A 17,982-nucleotide genomic window follows, 5' to 3' on the forward strand; every position below is an offset into this window, starting at 1 on the left:
CTCAGCCGACGCGCCCCTCGGCGGCGGCCACCACAAACGCGGTGAACGCCGCCGGGCTCGCCAGGAAGGCGGGCCCCTCGGGGTTCTTGGAGTCCCGGACGGCGACGTGGGCGGTGAGGTCGGCGACCTCGACGCAGTCGCCGCCGGTGTCGCCACTGTAGGAGGACTTGCGCCAGGCGGCGGTGCCGAGCGGGGCGCACTCGATGCACTGACCGCCGGTGTCGCCGCTGTACGAGGACTTACGCCAGCGCGCGCTCGTCAGGTTCTGGTTGGTCCCCATAGCGTTCCTCCATTACGCGGGCGATCAGTGCGGCCGAATCCTCCACGGAGAGCGCGGCAGCCTGCAGGTGATCGTAACGGAGTGAACCTTCCCTGATGGCTGCCGGATTGGCGGTCATGTGCCCTTGAACAAAGTCCTCCGTGTAGACGATGTCGGGGTCGTCCTCGAAGCGCAGCAGGTTGAACGATCCCATCAGCCCAGCATGCGCCCCAGCCTCGAACGGCAGGATCTGGATCTTCACCCACTCCCGCTGCTGCATGGCCAACAAGTGGGCGAGTTGGTTCCGCATGACCGTACGCCCGCCGATCTCCTGGCTCAGCACCGCTTCGCTCATCACCACCCAGACCAACGGCGGAGTATCCCGGTCCAGGATGCGCTGGCGCTCCATGCGGGCGGCGACCTTGGCATCGAGATCGTCCTCGGTCCGAGCACCGAGGACCGCCCGCGCGTACTCGGGTGTCTGGAGCAGGCCGTCTACCAGCTGCGCCTGGAAGGAGTAGATGCAGGTCGCCTTCGCCTCAAGCTCCGCGTACGGCTGAAACCATGTCGGCAGCTGGCTCCTCAGAACCAACCCCACCAGCCGTGTGAACACCCCACCCGTCATCAACGCCGCGTCCAGCTGCTCCGAGAAGCGGCGCGTGGGGACCTTCCTCGCCGTCTCGATCTGGCCGATGAGCGACCCCGTGCAGTAGAGGATGTCGCCCAACTGCTGCTGATTGAGCCCCGCTTCCTCTCTCAGGCGGCGGAGTTCGGAGCCGTAGTAGTCCAGCGGGGAGGCGCTGGGATCGAGGCTGCGGATGTTGACCATGACGTGGTCACCCCCATGCTGAACGCGGTGAAGCGTTGTGTTCGGTCCGTAGCCGAGCGTAACGACACCGCTCCACCCTGGTGGCATGAATCACGCAACTGACTTCTATCCGGCGGAACTTCAGGCCAGCTACCGCATGGGCTTCACTGTCGGTGAGCACTCCGCCGGTCACATGCGCCGCATCCTGCGCATGTTCCTCAGCCGTTGGGGGCTCGACCACCTCGCCGACGACGCCGGGCTCGCGCTCACCGAGCTCGTCGCCAATGTCGTACGGCACGTCCCGGGGCGGCGCTGCACGGTACTGATCCTGTGCGAGCCGTACGGGCTCCGCGTCGAGGTGGCGGACGGGGTGCCGGGGGCGCTGTACGCCAAGGCGGCCGAGCCGCTGGCGGAGGGTGGGCGGGGGCTGGCGCTCGTGGAGGCCGTGACGGACCGGTGGGGGGTGGCGGAGGCGGTCGGGGGCAAGACGGTGTGGTTCGAGTGCGACGCGTAGGGCACGATGGGCGCTCGCACCTGCGTACCCGCCAGTAGGAGGACCCATGCCCGCCCCCGAGACCGTCGCCGCCTTCGAGGCCGCCAAGGGCTTCATGCCGCTCGACGAGGGGCTCGCGCTGTACGCCGCCGCCACGGAGGCCGCGAAGCTCGGGCTGCCGCTGCTTGAGGTCGGGACGTACTGCGGGCGCTCCACGATCCTGCTGGCGGACGTGGCCCGGGAGGCCGGGACGGTCGCGGTGACCGTGGACCACCACCGGGGCAGCGAGGAGCAGCAGCCGGGGTGGGAGTACCACGACCCGACCGTGGTGGACCCGGAGGTCGGCGTCATGGACACGCTGCCGACCTTCCGCAGGACGCTGCGCAAGGCGGGCCTGGAGGAGCACGTGATCGCGGTCGTCGGGCGCTCCCCGCAGGTCGCCAAGGTCTGGGCGGGCGAGCTGGGCCTCGTCTTCATCGACGGCGGCCACACCGACGAGCACGCGACGGCGGACTACGAGGGGTGGGCGCCGAAGGTCGCCGCCGGCGGCCTCCTCGTCATCCACGACGTCTTCCCGAACCCGGAGGACGGCGGCCAGGCCCCGTACCGCATCTACCTCCGGGCCCTGAAGTCCGGCGACTTCGAGGAGGCCTCGGTCACGGACTCCCTCCGCGTCCTGAGGCGCACGGGGCGGACCGCCTGAGGCCCACGGGCTGAGCGCCCCCGTCGGCTTCTGGTGGTGGCCGCCCTCGCTCCGAGTACAGCCAGACACGCCGAGGGGGTGCCCGGAAGCTCCGGGCGCCCCCTCGGACGGACCGTGGGGCCTCTTCACCTACCCGAGCGCCGTTGTCAGGCGGTCCTGCGTCGCCTTAGGGCGTAGAAGGTGATGCCGCCGAGTAGGAGGACCCCGGCGCCGACAGCGGCCGCCGGCGCGAGCTTGCCCGCAGGCGAGTCGTCGTCCTTCGCAGCAGCCGTTGTGCTGCCGGTCCCGCTCTGTTCGCGGTTCTCGTTCGCACCGGGCTGCGCGGGGCCCTGGGCGGCGTCGTCGCCGAAGAAGAACACCGGGCTGTCCCCGGAGCCGGAGCGCGGTGTGCCGGAGACGTCCACGGTCAGCGAGATCGGTACGACGATGCCCTTCGCCTCGTCGTGCGGCTCGGCGACCTGCGCCTGGATGTAGTACGTGCCGGGCACGTCGTACCCCTTGGGGGCGGAGCTGCTCGCGCCGTCCTCCTCGGTGATCTCCCAGGGCCCGCAGACCCGCTCGATGTGCCCGGTCCGGCCCGCGAAGAGCTCGGTCAGGCGGTGGTCCTCGTTGCACTGCGTCGACTCACGCTGGGCGTTGTAGACGGTGACGCCCCACCCGGTGACGGCGGAGTTGGGGAAGTCCTCCGGGATGTCCACGCCGGCCTTGACCGTCAGTTTCTGGCCCGCCTGCAGCTCCACCCGCCAGAAGGGGGCCTCACCGACGGCGATGGACTGCCGGTGGGTGCCCGGTCCGATCGGGGTGGCGCTGTTGAAGGAGAAGCCTCCCTCGGCGTCGGGCCCGGTGCGGGGCTGCGGAGTCCGCGCGCCCGCCTGCTGCGTCGACTTGTCGGCGATGCCGACGAGAAGCTCGACGGGCATCGGCTTGTCGCCGGACTGCGTGATGTCGTTCTCGATCCTGATGCAGCCGGTGTCGTCCGGGGCAGGCTTCTCGTTGCCCGAGCCGGGCTTGCTGCGGCCCCCGGTGGAGATGATGTTCGCCCACCCCATCGACTGATCGAACTCCCGCAGCCAGTCGCGGGGTTCGCCGTTGCCCGCCGGGCCGGCCGAGACGGTGATGATGGAGCCGCGCGAGTACCCCTCCTCGGCGACGGCGGTGGCGCTCACCTGGAGCCGCTGGTCCGGCCGCTTCTTGACCTTGTAGTAGAGGTCGCGCCCCCCGGTGAACTTGTCCAGGTACTGGCCGGGCGTGACAAGCGGAGCGTCATGGCAGCCGTTGAGGGAGCCCTCGATCGGCTTTCCGGTGGCGTGGTAGGTCCGCCAGGCCTTGCGGAACAGGGTGCTCAGATTGTCGGTCAGTGAGTCGGCGTCGTCGGCATCCGCGTACGACCCATCGGTCACGTCGGCGATGCACTTCAGCTGCGCACGCGCCCTGGAGGGTGTCCGGAACCCGACCACGTCCACGGCGAGGTCGATGCCCTGCGCCTTGAGCTCGCGGGCCACCTCGCACGGCGGCGGCGGCGCACAGGTGTCGTCACCGTCCGAGACCAGGACGATGCGGCGCTTGCCGCTCGTGCCGAGGTCCTTGGCGGCTTCGCGGAGTGAGACGCCGATCGGTGTGAACCCGACCGCCTTGAAGCCCGCGACCTGCTTCTTGGCGTCGGCACGCGCCGCCCGGTCCATCGGCGTGACCGGCAGGACCCGCTGCGTGTCGGCGCAGCCTTGTTTCTTGTCCTGTCCGGGATACGTGGCGCCGTACACGCGCAGTCCCAGCGGGGCCTGTTCGGGGGCGGTGTCGATGATCCGGGTGACCGCCTGCTTGGCGGCGGCGAGGCGGGTCTGGCCGCCGGCGTCGTTCTCGTTCATCGACCCGGACAGGTCGAGAACCAGATTGATCCGGGGAGGCTCCGGAGCCTCGGGTGCTGCGGGGGAGGCGCTCGCGGTCGCAGCCGGCGACAGGAGCGCGCTGAGCAACAGCACGGAAACAGCAGCGAGCACGCGTCGGCGGCGTGGCCTCGGATACATGAAGGTGATCTCCAGGAGGTTTGTCTGTCGGCCCCTTGGCACGTGCTGGTCAGGGAACGGGCGCTCGGGGACGGGGAGACGTGTTCTTGGACCGGGCACCAGCGGAGCGGATGTCGCGCCGGCCGGACCTTCGGGCCTGCGGGGTCCAGGCGGTCCGAACCGCTGCGCTGGGCAATGCTTTTGTGCGCGGTGCCGAACTCATTCATTCGACTATGAGCACGGCACCCCACGCACCCCACGGCGCGGGCAGCGGGTGGCTCCGGAAGTGAGTCTGGCGCTGTGTGATCACCCTTTCCAGGGTCTGTGAGTGCAGATAATTGGGCCGCCCTGGCTGCTGCCCGGGCGTAGCCCGACTGGAAGGTGCCCAATGAAGCTGTCGGCCAGTGACCGAGGCCGCCTCAAGGAGATCCTTCAGGCGCGCCGCGCCGCGATCGATCCGGTGACCATGGGGTTCCCCCAGCGCATGCCCGGTCCGGGCCGGCGGGCCGCTGGTCTGAGTCAGGAGCAGATGGACATGCTGCTCACGCGCACCCGGGGCACGTACAACCGGTTCGAGAACGGTCAGCTCGCCAACCCCGGTGCTGATCTCCTCACCGCAGTCGCGAGGACGCTGCGGCTGGACGAGCAGGAGTGGGCGTTCCTGTGGCTGATCACCCGCAAGGAAATCCCGCCTCATGCCCTGCACGGCAGCTCGGGGACGTCCATAGCCGGAGCGTGGCAGCGGGTCACCAACCACATTCACGGCGCGTTGGCGTACATCAACGACGCAGAATGGAACGTTATCGTCCACAACGAGGACTTCCGACGCCTCTTCCCTCGCGGGCAAGCCCCCGCCAACGTCATGCGCTGGATGCTCCTGGACCCCGAGGCCCGCACAGACGTCCTGATGCACTGGGAGACCCACTGGATGCCGGCAATGATGCCCCACCTGAAACACAGCGTGGAGCTACGCCCGGAGAATCCGGCGCTCGGTCGTCTCGCGTACGACGTCCTCAACGACCCCGTGGCGGGCCCCCTCTACCGAGAGCATGCTGTGGCCCCCATCCCCTATTTCGACGGCTCGGAACTCCCCATCCGACACGCCGTTCACGGACCCGGCCGGCTCACGACCTGCCTCGCCGAACCCGTCACAGCCCCCGGAGCCCGCATCAACCTCAGCTTCTACACACCCCTAGCCCCCCGTGCCTGATCATTCGTCACCCCAGCCACAGCTCTTCACAATTGCTCCGGATCACGCCTGGGGGAACTCTTGTACGATCCGGCCTGGCGCGGCTCGACTCACACAAGGAAGGGAACCATGCTCGACATAGCCAGGAGGACCGCAGGATTTGGCGCGACAGCAGTCGCTGTCACCGCGGCCGCGGTGTGGGCTGCCGCGCCGGCGTATGCGGCTGGCGCGGACTCGTTCGCGTACACCGACCCGAGCAAGTACGGGTACGCGCTGTACTTCTCGGGACCAGAGCGCATGGACGTGTGCGACACCGACACTGACGGCTACTCGGTCCAGGGCCGGATCTGGTCCAAGAGCGACAAGAGCGACATGGTGAGGGAGCTCGACGGCGGAGACTCCGGATGCGACTCGGTGAACTTCGACCGCGCTGCCGGAACCGTCATCTACCTCCAGGCTTGCCGGTACAACAGCTCGACCGGAGCGGTATGGGACTGCGGAACCATCTCCAGCAAGGGCCGCGCCTCATAAGCGACCAGCGCAGCTAGCTCAACAGCCCCGCACCTCGAAGTCGAGGTGCGGGGCTTCACGCGTGCCCCTGGGGGCACGCGTGAACGGCACCCATGGGGCGGTGGAAGGCGAACGGCTGGCGGCTGACGGCCGGGGCCGAGGGCCGAGGGCCCAGGGCCCAGGGAGGGCCGAGGGCTTCGTTATCCGGCCGGACGCACGAAACGCCACTGCTGGTTGGTTCCGGGTAGACCGTCACTGCCCAGATCCGCCTGGACCACCGGAGCGGCATGAGCCTGGCTGGCGTGCGCGACATCCAGCACCATCGAGGTGTGGTCCACGACGATCGCGGCACTGTGGTTGATGTGGGGCACAAGGCCGATGGAGCCGTTCACCAGCGGCGCCTTCCCCGGTGCGCGTGCGAACGACCACACCTGGTTACTGCCGCCCGAGCAATGGGCCTGCACCACCGGGGCGGCGTGCTGTCGGCTGGCGTGCGCGACGTCCAGGCACATGTTGGAGTGCCTGGCCTGGATCTTGAACGACACACCGTCGCCTTGCGGCACGAGGCGCCACTGCTGGTTGTGGCCCGACCAACATCGGGCCTGCACCACCGGGGCGGCGTGCTGCTGGCTGGCGTGGGCGACGTCCAGGCACATGCTGGAGTGCCTGGCCTTGATGAGGAAGAACCCCCGGTCGACCGGCACCGCCGGCGTCGCTGCCGCAGCTGTGCCCCCCAGGCTGGACATGGCGCAGGCGGCCGCGAAACCGAAGCAGGCAGCGGCCCGCGACATCCTTCGCATGGTGTGAGACATGGCGCTTCACCTTCAGGCGGTTGGCGCCCGCCGCACCCGCCCGCCGTACGAGGACGAGGCCGACGAGCACTCGAACGTGAACGGTTGAACGGAATACGGCCTGCCCGCGGAGCCCTGACCGGGCTCGGGTACGGCCGCCCGAACGAACCAGGTGCGGCCCCGTGGCCACCGAGGCCATGACGGCATGCACTCTTCAGGCTAGGCCGGGCCCCGATCCACCGCGACCGGACAGAGGTGGCGTCGCTCGGCTTCCAGGCCGCCGGGGCCGTGTTCGTAACTCCCCCTTTACCGGCGGTAATTCCTCCCGACAGGGGTCTCGATGGCCCATGTGAGGACCAGCGGAGGGAATTGCGGCGGACTTACTGTCGCTCCACCCGGGGTTGCCCCACCCCACCGACAGTGACCAGCCGGGCATGAAGCCCGGCCCGCCGACGGCCGTCACCTCGCGTCGGCGGACCGTTCCCCCGTCACCTCCCACTAGAGTCGCCGCGTGCCGTACGACCACCGGAAGACCCTCGCCCTCGTGAGCTCGCTCACCGCCTGCGCCGCCCTCGCCGGCTGCGGCGGCGGGTCGCAGGCCGCCGCCCCGAAGGCCCCCGACGCCAAGGCGAGCAAGTCCTCGACCCCCACCCCCACCCCCGCCCCCACCAAGGCCCTCCCGCTCGCCGGTCGTACGGTCGTCGTCGACCCCGGTCACAATCCCGGCAACTTCCGCCACTCACGCGATATCAACCAAAAGGTTGATATCGGCACGGGGCGGAAGGAATGCGACACCACCGGCACCTCCACCGACGCCGGCTACACCGAAGCCGCATTCACCCTCGATGTTTCACACCGTCTGCGCGATCTCCTCAAGGCCCAGGGCGCCGAGGTCGTCCTCACCCACGACGCCGACCGCCCCTTCGGCCCCTGCATCGACGAGCGCGCCCGGACCGGCAACACCGCGCGCGCCGACGCCGTCGTCTCCGTACACGCGGACGGGTCCGCCACCGGAAACCGCGGGTTCCATGTGATCGTGCCCGCGCTGGTCACGTCCGGCGCCGCCGACACCACGGAGATCGTCGGGCCCTCCCGTGACCTCGGCGAGGAGGTCGCACGGCAGTTCGCCCGCGCGACCGGAACCGCACCCGCCAACTACATCGGTTCGGGTACGGGGTTGGACGTACGCAAGGATCTCGGTGGACTGAATCTCTCGACCGTCCCCAAGGTCTTCGTCGAATGCGGCAATATGCGTGATCCGAAGGACGCCGCACTCCTCTCGAATGCGGCATGGCGCCAGAAAGCGGCGCAGGGGATCGCGGACGGCATCGGGACCTACCTCAAGGGGTAGTACCGACGGACGATAGATTCGCTCCGTACGATGGGGCCGCCCCCGTGCTTCGCGCCACCCCGACGAGACGACCCGACGAAGGACTCTTACGTGAATATCCGCTCCCTCACCCGAGGCGATGGCGTTCTGATCGGTGCAGCGGTGGTGCTGTTCATCGCCTCGTTCCTCGGCATCAGCGGCTGTGACGCCAGCGACGCCATCTGCGACTCGATCGACACCCCGAACTCCTGGGAGATCTCGCCCCTCGGCTGGGGCGCCTTCCTCCTCGGCATCGCGGCTGCCGCGCTCGTCGTCCTCTCCCGCGCGCTGCCGCAGCCGCGCAAGGTCGCGGGTCTGGAACTGGGCCAGGTCGGCGCCGCGTTCGCCGTGGCCGCGGCCTGGAACCTGCTGATGTGGATGTTCGAGTCCAACAACGCCGGTGCGGGCCTCATCCTCGGCCTGATCGCCTCCCTGATCCTGGCCGGCGCCGCCATCGCCGCCCCGCTGGTCCCCGCCCTCAAGGGCCCGCTCATGCCCGCCCCGAAGCCGCAGGCGCCGCAGCCGTACGGCATGCAGCCGGGCCAGCCCGGTCAGCCGGGCGTTCCCGGCGGGTACGGCTACCCGGGCGCCCAGCAGCAGCCCTACGGCGCTCAGCCCCAGCCGTACGGAGCCCAGCCGCAGCCCGACCCGCAGGCCCAGGCCGCTCAGGCTCCGCAGCCGACCCAGGCCCAGGCCCAGCAGCCCGCCGCCGACTTCGCCCCGTTCTGGTTCGCGGTCCCGGTCGCCCGTCCGCTCTACGCGGAGGACGGCTCGCCGACCCCGATCGCCGAACTGGCCCCCGGTACCTGGTACCTGGCGGTCGAGCAGCGCGGCCCGGGTCTGATCGCCCAGACCCAGGACGGCCGCCGCGGTGTCCTCCAGGACACCACCGGCATCCAGCGCGGCTGAGCCTTCGGATCGACCTCAGCGGCCCCTCGCCCGGAATCCCTTCCGGGCGAGGGGCCGTTGTCGTACAGTCGCGAGCATCATATCTGACTGTCCGTCAGAAAGGTTGCCCGCATGCGCCTCGGACTCGCCCTCGGCTACTGGGGGCGCGGCCCCTCCCCCGCCCACCTCGAACTCGCCCTCGAAGCCGAGCGACTCGGATACGACTCCGTGTGGACCGCCGAGGCCTGGGGATCCGACGCCTTCACCACCCTGACTTGGATCGCCGCGCGCACCTCCCGTATCGGTCTCGGGACCGCCGTCGCGCAGATGGCCGCGCGGACGCCCACCGCCACCGCCATGCACGCGCTCACGCTCGACCATCTCTCCGGCGGGCGGATGACGCTCGGCCTCGGGCTCTCCGGGCCGCAGGTCGTCGAGGGCTGGTACGGCCGCCCCTTCCCCCGCTCCCCGCTGACGTCGACCCGGGAGTACGTGGACGTGATCCGCCAGGTCCTGCGGCGCGAGGCGCCCGTCCGGCTCGACGGACGGTTCCACTCCCACCCGTACGCGGGTGAGGACGGCACGGGGCTCGGCAAGGCGCTCAAGCCGATCACGCACCCCCTGCGGGCGGACCTGCCCGTGCTGCTCGGGGCGGAGGGCCCCAAGAACATCGCCCAGACTCTGCGGATCGCCGACGGCTGGCTGCCGCTCTACTGGTCGCCCACGCGGTACGCCGAGGTCTACGCCCTCCCGGACCGGCTGCCCGATGGCTTCCGGGTCGCCCCGATGGTCCGGGCGCAGCTCTGCGACGACCCCGCCGAGGGCCTGCTGCCGGTCAAGGCGATGCTCGGCTTCTACATCGGCGGCATGGGGCACGCCGCCCGCAACTTCCACGCCGACCTGATGGCGCGCATGGGGTACGAGTCCGAGGCCCGGCACATCCAGGAGCTGTTCGCCGCCGGCCGCCGCGAGGAGGCCCTGCTCGCCGTGCCCGACGCCTTCGCGGACGAGATCTCGCTCGTCGGGCCGAAGGAACGGATCGCCGAGCGACTCGAAGCGTGGCGCAAGGGCCCGGTCACTGACCTCCTGGTCACGGCACCGGACCCGGCCACGCTCCGCCTGATGGCGGAGCTGAATGCCTGACCTCGGCAGGAGCGGGGCGCCCCCAGGTCAGGACCCGCAGCAGTCCGGTTCCAGGCCCCTCGGGAGCCGCTCCCCGCCGAAGACCGCCACCGTCGCCTCGTCGCCGCCGAGTGCCGCCACGGCGAGCAGCAGTGAGCCGGCCGTCCAGGTCGTGAGCTCCTCGGGCCACACGGCCTTGTCGCCCTCGAAGACGTACCCCGTCCAGTACATGCCGCCCTCGGCGCGCAGGTGCTGGATGGACTGGAGGACCTCCAGGGCCCGGTCGGACTCCCCCATCGCCCACAGGGCGAGGGCGAGTTCGCAGCTCTCGCCGCCGGTCACCCACGGGTTGGGCAGCACGCACCGCACACCGAGCCCGGGGACCACGAAGTCGTCCCAGTGCGCGGCGATACGGGCCGTGGCCTCGGGGCCCGTCACGGCGCCGCCGAGGACCGGGTAGTACCAGTCCATCGAGTAGCGGGACTTGTCGAGGAAGCGCTCGGGGTGGCTGCGGATCGCGTGGCCGAGCGCGCCCGCCGCCAGTTCCCAGTCGGGCTGGGGCTCTTCGCGCGCCTCGGCGATGGCGAGCGCGCAGCGCAGTGCCTGGTGGATCGAGGAGCTCCCGGTGAGGAGCGCGTCCTCGACCGGCGTGCCGTCCGCCTCCCGCTTCCAGCCGATCTGCCCGCCGGGCCGCTGGAGCGCGAGGACGAACTCGACGGCGGCGTAGACGACCGGCCACATCCGGTCGAGGAAGGCGTCGTCGCCGGTCGCGAGGTAGTGGTGCCAGACGCCGACGGCGACGTACGCGACGAAGTTGGTCTCCCGGCCCCGGTCGGTGACGTCGACCGCGTCGCCGTCCTGGTAGGCCGCGTACCAGGAGCCGTCGGCGTTCTGGTGCCGGGCCAGCCACTCGTACGCCCGCGCCGCCGCCGCGTGCTCGCCGGCCGCGTCCAGGGCCATGGCGGCCTCGGTGTGGTCCCAGGGGTCGAGGTGATGGCCCCGGAACCACGGGATCGCGCCGTCCTCGCGCTGGGCGGCGAGCACTCCGGCGACGGTCTCGGCAGCCTGCTCGGCGGTGAGGACGCCGGGCAGGAGCAGGTGCTCGGCAATCTGCTCGGGACTCGTCACGCCTCGGCCTTCGGCAGGTGGGGCTTGGTCGCGTACGCCACGAAGCTCTTGCCGACCACGGGGTTGAGCAACTGCTCGGCGACCCGGGTCAGGGCGGGCTTCTTCATGATGTCCCAGACCAGGAGCTTGTGGTACGCCCGCACCGGCAGCGCCTTGTCGTTGTCCACGCCGAACGCGCACTTCAGCCACCAGTACGGCGAGTGCAGCGCGTGCGCGTGGTGGGTGCCGTACGGCTTGAGGCCCGCCTGGCGGATCTTGGCGAGCAGCTCGTCCGCCTTGTAGATGCGGATGTGACCGCCCTCGACCTCGTGGTACGCGTCGGAGAGCGCCCAGCAGACCTTCTCGGGGCCGTAGCGCGGGACGGTGATGGCGATCCGGCCGCCGGGCTTCAACACCCGTACCATTTCGGCCAGTACGCCCTTGTCATCCGGGATGTGCTCCATGACCTCGGAGATGATCACGACGTCGAAGGACTCGTCGGGGAAGGGCAGGTTGAGCGCGTCGCCCTCCATCGCGGTGGCGGTCGCGCCGGCCGGGGCCTCGCCGGCCTCCTTCATCGCCGCGAACCACTTGGCGACCTCGCGGATCTCCTCGCCGTTCTGGTCGAGAGCCACGACCTGGGCGCCGCGCCGGTAACACTCGAAGGCATGCCGCCCCGCCCCGCAGCCCAGATCGAGCACACGGTCGCCAGGGGCGAGCGGGAAGCGGGTGAAGTCGACGGTCAGCACGGGGAGGTCCTGCTTTCGGTGTTGACGGATGGTTGTGGGCAATCGTTCCGCAGGGCGGAACGGGTGGGCACAACCCACCCACCGGGCGGCACCCGGCGAACAGGGCGAGGCGTCACCGGCGGACTCCGGCGCCTTGGCGGGCGATCGCCTCGCGGTACAGTTCGGCCGTGCCCTGGGCGGCCTTCGCCCAGGTGAACCTGGACAGCACCCGCTCGCGGCCGGCCGCGCCGAGCCGGGCGCGCAGCACGGGGTCGCCCAGGACCCGCCCGAGCGCCGCGGCCAGCGCCCCCGCATCCCCCGGCGGCACAGCCAGACACGTCTCCCCGTCGGGCCCCGCGACCTCCGGAATCGCCCCACCGGTCGTCGCGACGAGCGCCGTCCCCGTGGCCATCGCCTCCGCGGCCGGCAGCGAGAACCCCTCGTACAGCGACGGCACGCAGGAGACCTGCGCCGAGCGCACGAGGTCCACCAGCTCGGCGTCGGAGATCCCCTTGACGAACTCGACGGCGCCCTCGAGCCCGTACCGCTCGATGGCCTGCGCGACCGGCCCGTCCTCGGCGCGCCTGCCGACGACGACGAGGTGCGCGGCCGGGTTCTCGGTACGGAGCTTGGCGAGCGCCTCGACCAGGTGGATCAGGCCCTTGAGCGGGACGTCGGCGCTGGAGGTGGTGACGATCCGGCCGGGGACCTCGGCGACGGACGGGTCCGGGGACCAGAGGTCGGTGTCGGCGCCGATGTGGACGACCCGGACGCGGTCGTCGCGTACGCCGAGGTGGTCGACGATCTCCTGCCGGGAGGAGCCGGACACGGTCAGGACGGACGGCAGGCGGCGGGCGACCCGCTTCTGCATCCGGGTGAAGGCGTACCAGCGGCGGACGGAGGCCCGGCGCTTCCAGTCGGCGGCGGCGTCGAGCTCCAGCTGCCGGTCGACGGTGATGGGGTGGTGGATCGTGGTGACGAGGGGCGCGCCGATCGCGCGGGGGCCGCCGAGCAGTCCGTACCCCAGCGTCTGGTTGTCGTGGACGACGTCGAAGTCGCCGCGGCGGGCGGCGAGCATGCGCCGGGCCCGCAGGGAGAAGGTGAGGGGCTCGGGGAAGCCGCCGGTCCACATGGTGGCGACCTCGAGTGCGTCGATCCAGTCGCGGTACTCGTCCCGCTTCGGCGTACGGAACGGGTCCGGCGAGCGGTAAAGGTCGAGGCTGGCGATCTCGGTGAGCGGGACGCCCTCGTCGAGGGTGGGGTACGGCTGCGAGCCGATGACCTCGACGTGGTGGCCGAGGCGGGCGAGCTCGCGGGAGAGGTGGCGGACATAGACGCCCTGACCACCGCAGAAGGGATTCCCCTTGTACGTGAGGAGAGCGATCCGCAACGGACTGTCACCGTGGTCAGGGACGACGCCCTGGCGGGGGCCTGCCTCTATGGCCTCAGCGGTCACTCGCGGCCCCCTTCGAGCATGCGTTTCGCGCGAGCGTAACTGCTCGCGCTAATCTAGAACAAGTTTCAGACTTGATCGTTCTTGATCGTTCAAGGAGCACAGAATCTACCGGCAGGTAGCCCCGTCGTAAGAGCCGGATCAGGTGATTCGCGCCACGGCGGAAGCCCCGCCATACTCCCGCCATACTGTCGCTCCCCCATCGCACGGAACGGGACTCATGACCGCGGAAGACAGACCCGCCTCGCCACCCCTGACAGAGCGCCAGGAGGCACGACGCCGCCGCATTCTGCACGCCAGCGCGCAGCTCGCCGGGCGGGGCGGTTTCGACGCCGTACAGATGCGTGAGGTCGCCGAGGCGGCCGGGGTGGCCCTGGGCACGCTGTACCGCTACTTCCCCTCCAAGATCCATCTGCTCGTCGCGACCATGCAGGACCAGCTCCAGCACATGCACACGACGCTGCGGAAGCGGCCGCCGGCGGGCGAGACCTCGGCGGAACGGGTGGCGGAGACGCTGATGCGGGCGTTCCGGGCGCTCCAGCGCGAGCCGCAGCTCGCGGACGCGATGGTGCGGGCGCTGACGTTCGCGGACCGCAGCGTGAGCCCGGAGGTGGACACGGTCTCGCGGCTGACGACGGCGATCATCCTGGACGCGATGGGGCTCGAGCACCCGACGCCGCAGCAGCTGTCGGCGGTACGGGTGATCGAGCACACCTGGCACTCGGCGCTGATCACCTGGCTGTCGGGGCGGGCCTCGATCGCACAGGTGAAGATCGACATCGAGACGGTCTGCCGGCTGATCGACCTGACGGCGCCGAACGCGACGGCCACCGCGCCCGCGGCCCCGGAGGGCCGCGGGACGGCCTGAAGGAGCCCTTACGGCTTCTTGTTCTTCTCCAGGTCGGCCTTGAACAACGCCTCGCACTGCGCGGAGTTCTCCGTGCCGATGAACATCACCATGGAGAAGCCGGCGGCGCCGTGGTTGCTGGCCTTGACCGACCAACTGCCCTTGTTCAGCGTCTTGATGGTGGACCCGGCCTGCGCCGTGCTCTGGCCCTCCGTCCAGCCGCCGCCGGTCAGCGTCGCGACCGTGGCGCCGTAGGACTTCTTCGGGTCGGCCGCCTTCTTCGCGTCGGCGGTCCAGGAGACCATGCAGCTCTTGAGCTCGGCCGGGACCGGGTCGCCCGAGGGGTCCTCGGTGAACCCGGCCGCCGTGGCCGCCGCCTCGATCTCCTTCTCCACCGCGGCCGCGTCCAGGCTCTCGCCGCCGCCCGCCTCGGAACCGCCGGTCGTGGAGCCCGTGGAGGAGGACGAGCCGCCCTTGTTCTTGCCCGAGCCGCCGTCGCTACTCCCGCAGCCCGCGACCAGCAGCACCACACCGGCGGCCGCGGCCACCAACTTCGCCTTGCGCACAACTCTCCCAATCCCGAACGCACGCGGGCCTGTTGCCCCCGCGACCAAGGGAAGATTTTTGCACGCGTGAACGAGTGCTCGCGGCTACTCCTCCGGCGGGAAGACCGGTTCGCCGCCGTCGAGCAGGGTGATCAGGATGGCTTCCACCGGGCAGCCCTCGGCCGCCGCGAGCACGCGCTCGTTCGCGTCGGACTCCGGTTCGCGCGGGTGGGACTGGCGGGCCGAGTCGAGGCGGAAGCCGTCCGGGGCGTGGCTGACGCACATGCCCGAGCCGATGCAGACGCCCCGGTCGACCTCCACGTGCCAGCGGTCGCCCATCACGCGCCACCCGGACCCTCGTACCCGGCCGGCAGATGGATCATCTTGTGCTCCAGGTACTCGCTGAAGCCCTCGGGGCCGAACTCCCGTCCCAGGCCGGAGTTCTTGTAGCCGCCGAAGGGGCCGAGCATGTCCAGGCTGAAGGTGTTGATGTTGAAGGTGCCCGTGCGGACCTGACGGGCGAAGTCGATGCCGTGCTCCACGTCCCCGGTCCAGACGCTGCCGCTGAGCCCGTAGTCGGAGTCGTTGGCGATCCGGAGCGCCTCGCTCTCCTCCCCGTACGGAAGGAGGCAGATGACGGGCCCGAAGATCTCCTCGCGGGCGATCCGCATGGTGTTGTCGACAGCCCCGAAGAGGGTCGGCTCGACGTACCAGCCCCGGTCGAGGCCGGCCGGACGGCCGCCGCCCGTCAGGACCTTGGCGCCCTCGTCCTGCCCGAGCTTGATGTAGTCGAGGGAGCGCTGCCGCTGGCGCGCGGCGACGAGCGGGCCGACCTGGGTGGCCGGGTCGAGCGGGTCGCCGACCACGAGCGCGCCCGCGGCCGCGGCGAACGCCTCGGCGATCTCGTCGTACCGGCTGCGCGGGGCGAGGATCCGGGTCTGGGCGACGCACGCCTGGCCGTTGTTCATCCAGGCGGCCGGGACGATCCCGGCGACGGCGGTGGCCACGTCGGCGTCGGGCAGGATCACGGCCGCGGACTTGCCGCCGAGTTCGAGGGTGACGCGGGTGAGGTTGCGGGAGGCGACCTCCATGACGCGCTTTCCGGCCGCGACGGATCCGGTGAAGGAGACCTTGTCGACACCCGGGTGCCCGACCAGGTACTCGCTGGCCTCGCGGTCGGCGGGCAGGATGGACAGGACACCCTCGGGGAGCCCGGCCTCGGTCGCGATCTCGGCGAGGATGTACGAGTCGAGCGGCGTTTCGGGCGACGGCTTGAGGACCACCGTGCAGCCGGCGAGCAGCGCGGGCCCGAGCTTGGCGGCCGCGGTGAACTGCGGGACGTTCCACGGCACGACGGCCGCGACGACGCCGACCGGCTCGCGCCGCACCATGATCGGCCCGAGGACGCCGGCGCGCCGGCTCTCGTACGGGAAGTCGCGGGCGATGGTGATCGCCGCGTCCCAGACCATCATGGCGCCGAGGGCCTGGGCGAGGATGCTCCAGGAGTACGGGGAGCCGTTCTGGGAGCTGATCGAGCGGGCGATCTCCTCGTGGCGTACGGCGATGGCGTCCTTGATCCGGCCGACGACCTCGATCCGCTCCTCGACGCTCATCCGGGGCCAGGGCCCGTGGTCGAAGGCCTGGCGGGCGGCGGCGACGGCCCGGTCGACATCGGCCCGGGAGGCGTGCGGCACGCGCCCGATGACCTCCTCGGTGTGCGGCGAGATCACCTCGATGACGTCACCTCCGGCCGGGTCGGTCAACTCCCCGCCGATGTACAGCTTTCCGTGCTCCACAAGCTCGGTCATGGCCGACTGCCTCCCGGAACGGAACCCGCGATGTTTCTGACTGTGTTTCAGAACTGATACCAGTTCTAGTTATAGTGGGCAATGGCCGAGCAGGCGCCGTGCCGTCGTATCCGTCCTGGAGAGATGAGGGCCCATGAGCCAGGTGACCGAGCACGGCGGAGGCGTCTGGTCGATCCGGGTCCCCATCCCGGACAACCCCCTCGGGCACACCCTCGTCCACGTCCTCGACACCGACCGCGGGCCCGTCCTGATCGACACCGGATGGGACGATCCGGCGTCCTGGACCGAACTGTCCGACGGGCTGGCCGCGTTGGGGACCTCCGTACGGGCCGTGCACGGGGTCGTCATCACCCACCACCACCCCGACCACCACGGGCTCTCCGGGCAGGTCCGCGAAGAGTCGGGCGCGTGGATCGCGATGCACGCCGCCGACACTGCCGTCGTCCGCCGCACCCGCGCGTCCGAGCCCGGCACCTGGCTCGACTACCTCGCCCGCAAGCTGGCCGCTGTCGGCGCCCCCGAGGAGCACACCGCCCCGCTCCGCGCCGCCCGCGCCACCGGCCGCGCGAGCACCCTGCCCGGACTGCGCTCCGCCCTCCCCGACCGCGAGATCGTCCCCGGCGAACTCCTCGGCCTCGCGGGCCGCCGGCTGCGCGCGATCTGGACGCCCGGCCACACCCCGGGCCATGTCTGCCTGCACCTGGAGGAGGAGCACCCGGCGCGCCTCCCCGGACATGGCCGGCTCTTCTCCGGCGACCATCTGCTGCCCGGGATCTCGCCGCACATCGGCCTCTACGAGGACCCGGACGACGCCACTTCCGCCACCGACCCCCTGGGCGACTACCTGGACTCGCTGGAGCGGATCGGGCGGCTCGGCGTCGCCGAGGTGCTCCCGGCCCACCAGTACGCCTTCCCGGACGCGGCCGGGCGGGTACGGGAACTGCTCGCCCACCACGAGGAACGGCTCACCGGACTCCTCGACCTCCTCGCGACGCCGCTCACCCCGTGGCAGCTCGCCGAGCGCATGGAGTGGAACCGCCCCTGGGACCAGATCCCGTACGGCTCCCGGAACATCGCGGTCAGCGAGGCCGAGGCGCACGTACGGCGGCTCGTGAAGCTGGGCCGCGCGGAGGCGGTGGCGGGCACGGACCCGGTGACGTACGTGGCGGTGTGAGGCGGCGGTGTGAGGCCGCTCGCGCCCCCGGGGCGCGGGGAGTACGGGCCGGTAGAGTGTGCGAGTCGTCCTCACACCCGTACGGGGGGAAGCCGGTGCGAATCCGGCGCTGACCCGCAGCCGTGACCATCCCTTGCGGATGGAAGTCGGAATGCCCCGCCCGGGACGTGAACCGCCGGCACCGT

At 70.8% G+C, this 17,982-nt stretch carries 19 protein-coding genes and 1 riboswitch; of the genes, 9 read left to right on the top strand and 10 right to left on the bottom strand.

From position 1 onward, the window contains the following. Window position 1: 1 nt before the first annotated feature. Window positions 2-280, bottom strand: coding sequence for a DUF397 domain-containing protein (locus ACZ4VI_RS11790; protein ID WP_467998986.1), 279 nt, complete (start codon window positions 278-280; stop codon window positions 2-4). Then, on the bottom strand, window positions 240-1,088 hold the full coding sequence (locus tag ACZ4VI_RS11795; protein WP_467998988.1) for a helix-turn-helix domain-containing protein: 849 nt from the start codon (window positions 1,086-1,088) through the stop codon (window positions 240-242). Before ACZ4VI_RS11795 ends, ACZ4VI_RS11790 begins: the two co-directional genes overlap by 41 nt. A gap of 85 nt (window positions 1,089-1,173) precedes the next feature. Between ACZ4VI_RS11795 and ACZ4VI_RS11800 the strand changes: the two genes are divergently transcribed. Both ACZ4VI_RS11800 and ACZ4VI_RS11805 read left to right on the top strand, forming a co-directional pair. Then, window positions 1,174-1,581: an ATP-binding protein gene (locus ACZ4VI_RS11800; protein ID WP_467998990.1), complete on the top strand. Its 408-nt coding sequence runs from the start codon at window positions 1,174-1,176 to the stop codon at window positions 1,579-1,581. Between the two features lie 46 nt (window positions 1,582-1,627). Continuing rightward, complete coding sequence (locus ACZ4VI_RS11805; RefSeq protein ID WP_467998992.1) at window positions 1,628-2,263, top strand: class I SAM-dependent methyltransferase; 636 nt, start codon at window positions 1,628-1,630, stop codon at window positions 2,261-2,263. Window positions 2,264-2,409: 146 nt separating this feature from the next. Here the strand turns inward: ACZ4VI_RS11805 and ACZ4VI_RS11810 are convergent, their stop codons facing one another. After that, a complete protein-coding gene (locus ACZ4VI_RS11810) occupies window positions 2,410-4,242 on the bottom strand; it encodes a vWA domain-containing protein (RefSeq protein ID WP_467998994.1) in 1,833 nt (610 codons plus the stop codon). Between the two features lie 412 nt (window positions 4,243-4,654). Between ACZ4VI_RS11810 and ACZ4VI_RS11815 the strand changes: the two genes are divergently transcribed. Next, on the top strand, window positions 4,655-5,476 hold the full coding sequence (locus ACZ4VI_RS11815; RefSeq protein ID WP_467998996.1) for an MmyB family transcriptional regulator: 822 nt from the start codon (window positions 4,655-4,657) through the stop codon (window positions 5,474-5,476). Between the two features lie 108 nt (window positions 5,477-5,584). Next, window positions 5,585-5,986: a hypothetical protein gene (locus tag ACZ4VI_RS11820; RefSeq protein ID WP_467998997.1), complete on the top strand. Its 402-nt coding sequence runs from the start codon at window positions 5,585-5,587 to the stop codon at window positions 5,984-5,986. Between the two features lie 179 nt (window positions 5,987-6,165). On the opposite strand, the gene ACZ4VI_RS11825 is transcribed toward ACZ4VI_RS11820, so the two are convergent. Next, window positions 6,166-6,777 carry an RICIN domain-containing protein gene (locus ACZ4VI_RS11825; protein WP_467998999.1) on the bottom strand — a complete coding sequence of 204 codons (612 nt, stop codon included), beginning with the start codon at window positions 6,775-6,777 and terminating at the stop codon, window positions 6,166-6,168. A gap of 490 nt (window positions 6,778-7,267) precedes the next feature. On the opposite strand from ACZ4VI_RS11825, the gene ACZ4VI_RS11830 reads away from it, so the two are divergent. The 3 genes from ACZ4VI_RS11830 (at window position 7,268) to ACZ4VI_RS11840 (ending at window position 10,156) form a co-directional block, all read left to right on the top strand. Next, complete coding sequence (locus ACZ4VI_RS11830) at window positions 7,268-8,107, top strand: N-acetylmuramoyl-L-alanine amidase (protein WP_467999001.1); 840 nt, start codon at window positions 7,268-7,270, stop codon at window positions 8,105-8,107. Between the two features lie 90 nt (window positions 8,108-8,197). Continuing rightward, a complete protein-coding gene (locus ACZ4VI_RS11835; protein WP_467999003.1) occupies window positions 8,198-9,034 on the top strand; it encodes a DUF5336 domain-containing protein in 837 nt (278 codons plus the stop codon). Between the two features lie 111 nt (window positions 9,035-9,145). Further along, a complete protein-coding gene (locus ACZ4VI_RS11840; protein ID WP_467999005.1) occupies window positions 9,146-10,156 on the top strand; it encodes an LLM class F420-dependent oxidoreductase in 1,011 nt (336 codons plus the stop codon). A 27-nt stretch (window positions 10,157-10,183) separates the two neighbouring features. On the opposite strand, the gene ACZ4VI_RS11845 is transcribed toward ACZ4VI_RS11840, so the two are convergent. The 3 genes from ACZ4VI_RS11845 to ACZ4VI_RS11855 form a co-directional block, all read right to left on the bottom strand. Next, entirely contained in the window at window positions 10,184-11,263 is a 1,080-nt protein-coding gene (locus ACZ4VI_RS11845) for a prenyltransferase/squalene oxidase repeat-containing protein (RefSeq protein ID WP_467999007.1), read from the bottom strand. Further along, window positions 11,260-11,991, bottom strand: coding sequence for a class I SAM-dependent methyltransferase (locus tag ACZ4VI_RS11850; RefSeq protein WP_467999009.1), 732 nt, complete (start codon window positions 11,989-11,991; stop codon window positions 11,260-11,262). Before ACZ4VI_RS11850 ends, ACZ4VI_RS11845 begins: the two co-directional genes overlap by 4 nt. A 112-nt stretch (window positions 11,992-12,103) precedes the next feature. Continuing rightward, window positions 12,104-13,426, bottom strand: coding sequence for a glycosyltransferase family 4 protein (locus ACZ4VI_RS11855; protein WP_467999011.1), 1,323 nt, complete (start codon window positions 13,424-13,426; stop codon window positions 12,104-12,106). A gap of 217 nt (window positions 13,427-13,643) precedes the next feature. Here ACZ4VI_RS11855 and ACZ4VI_RS11860 point away from each other — a divergent pair, with 217 nt between their 5' ends. After that, window positions 13,644-14,291, top strand: coding sequence for a TetR family transcriptional regulator (locus tag ACZ4VI_RS11860; protein ID WP_467999013.1), 648 nt, complete (start codon window positions 13,644-13,646; stop codon window positions 14,289-14,291). An 8-nt stretch (window positions 14,292-14,299) separates the two neighbouring features. Here ACZ4VI_RS11860 and ACZ4VI_RS11865 read toward each other — a convergent pair whose 3' ends face one another. From ACZ4VI_RS11865 to ACZ4VI_RS11875, 3 genes are all read right to left on the bottom strand, one after another. Beyond that, window positions 14,300-14,836 carry a hypothetical protein gene (locus ACZ4VI_RS11865; protein WP_467999015.1) on the bottom strand — a complete coding sequence of 179 codons (537 nt, stop codon included), beginning with the start codon at window positions 14,834-14,836 and terminating at the stop codon, window positions 14,300-14,302. A gap of 84 nt (window positions 14,837-14,920) precedes the next feature. Further along, window positions 14,921-15,154 (bottom strand): ferredoxin, encoded by a 234-nt coding sequence (locus ACZ4VI_RS11870; protein WP_467999016.1) that lies wholly within the window; start codon window positions 15,152-15,154, stop codon window positions 14,921-14,923. After that, the gene (locus ACZ4VI_RS11875; RefSeq protein ID WP_467999018.1) at window positions 15,154-16,623 is read right to left on the bottom strand and encodes an aldehyde dehydrogenase; all 1,470 of its coding nucleotides are present in this window, start codon (window positions 16,621-16,623) and stop codon (window positions 15,154-15,156) included. Before ACZ4VI_RS11875 ends, ACZ4VI_RS11870 begins: the two co-directional genes overlap by 1 nt. Before the next feature lie 133 nt (window positions 16,624-16,756). Here ACZ4VI_RS11875 and ACZ4VI_RS11880 point away from each other — a divergent pair, with 133 nt between their 5' ends. After that, window positions 16,757-17,797, top strand: a complete 1,041-nt coding sequence (locus tag ACZ4VI_RS11880) for an MBL fold metallo-hydrolase (protein ID WP_467999020.1) — start codon at window positions 16,757-16,759, stop codon at window positions 17,795-17,797. An 85-nt stretch (window positions 17,798-17,882) separates the two neighbouring features. Beyond that, window positions 17,883-17,954, top strand: a riboswitch (cobalamin riboswitch). Window positions 17,955-17,982: the final 28 nt, after the last annotated feature.

The sequence above is a fragment of the Streptomyces sp. NPDC029169 genome, from assembly GCF_055563935.1.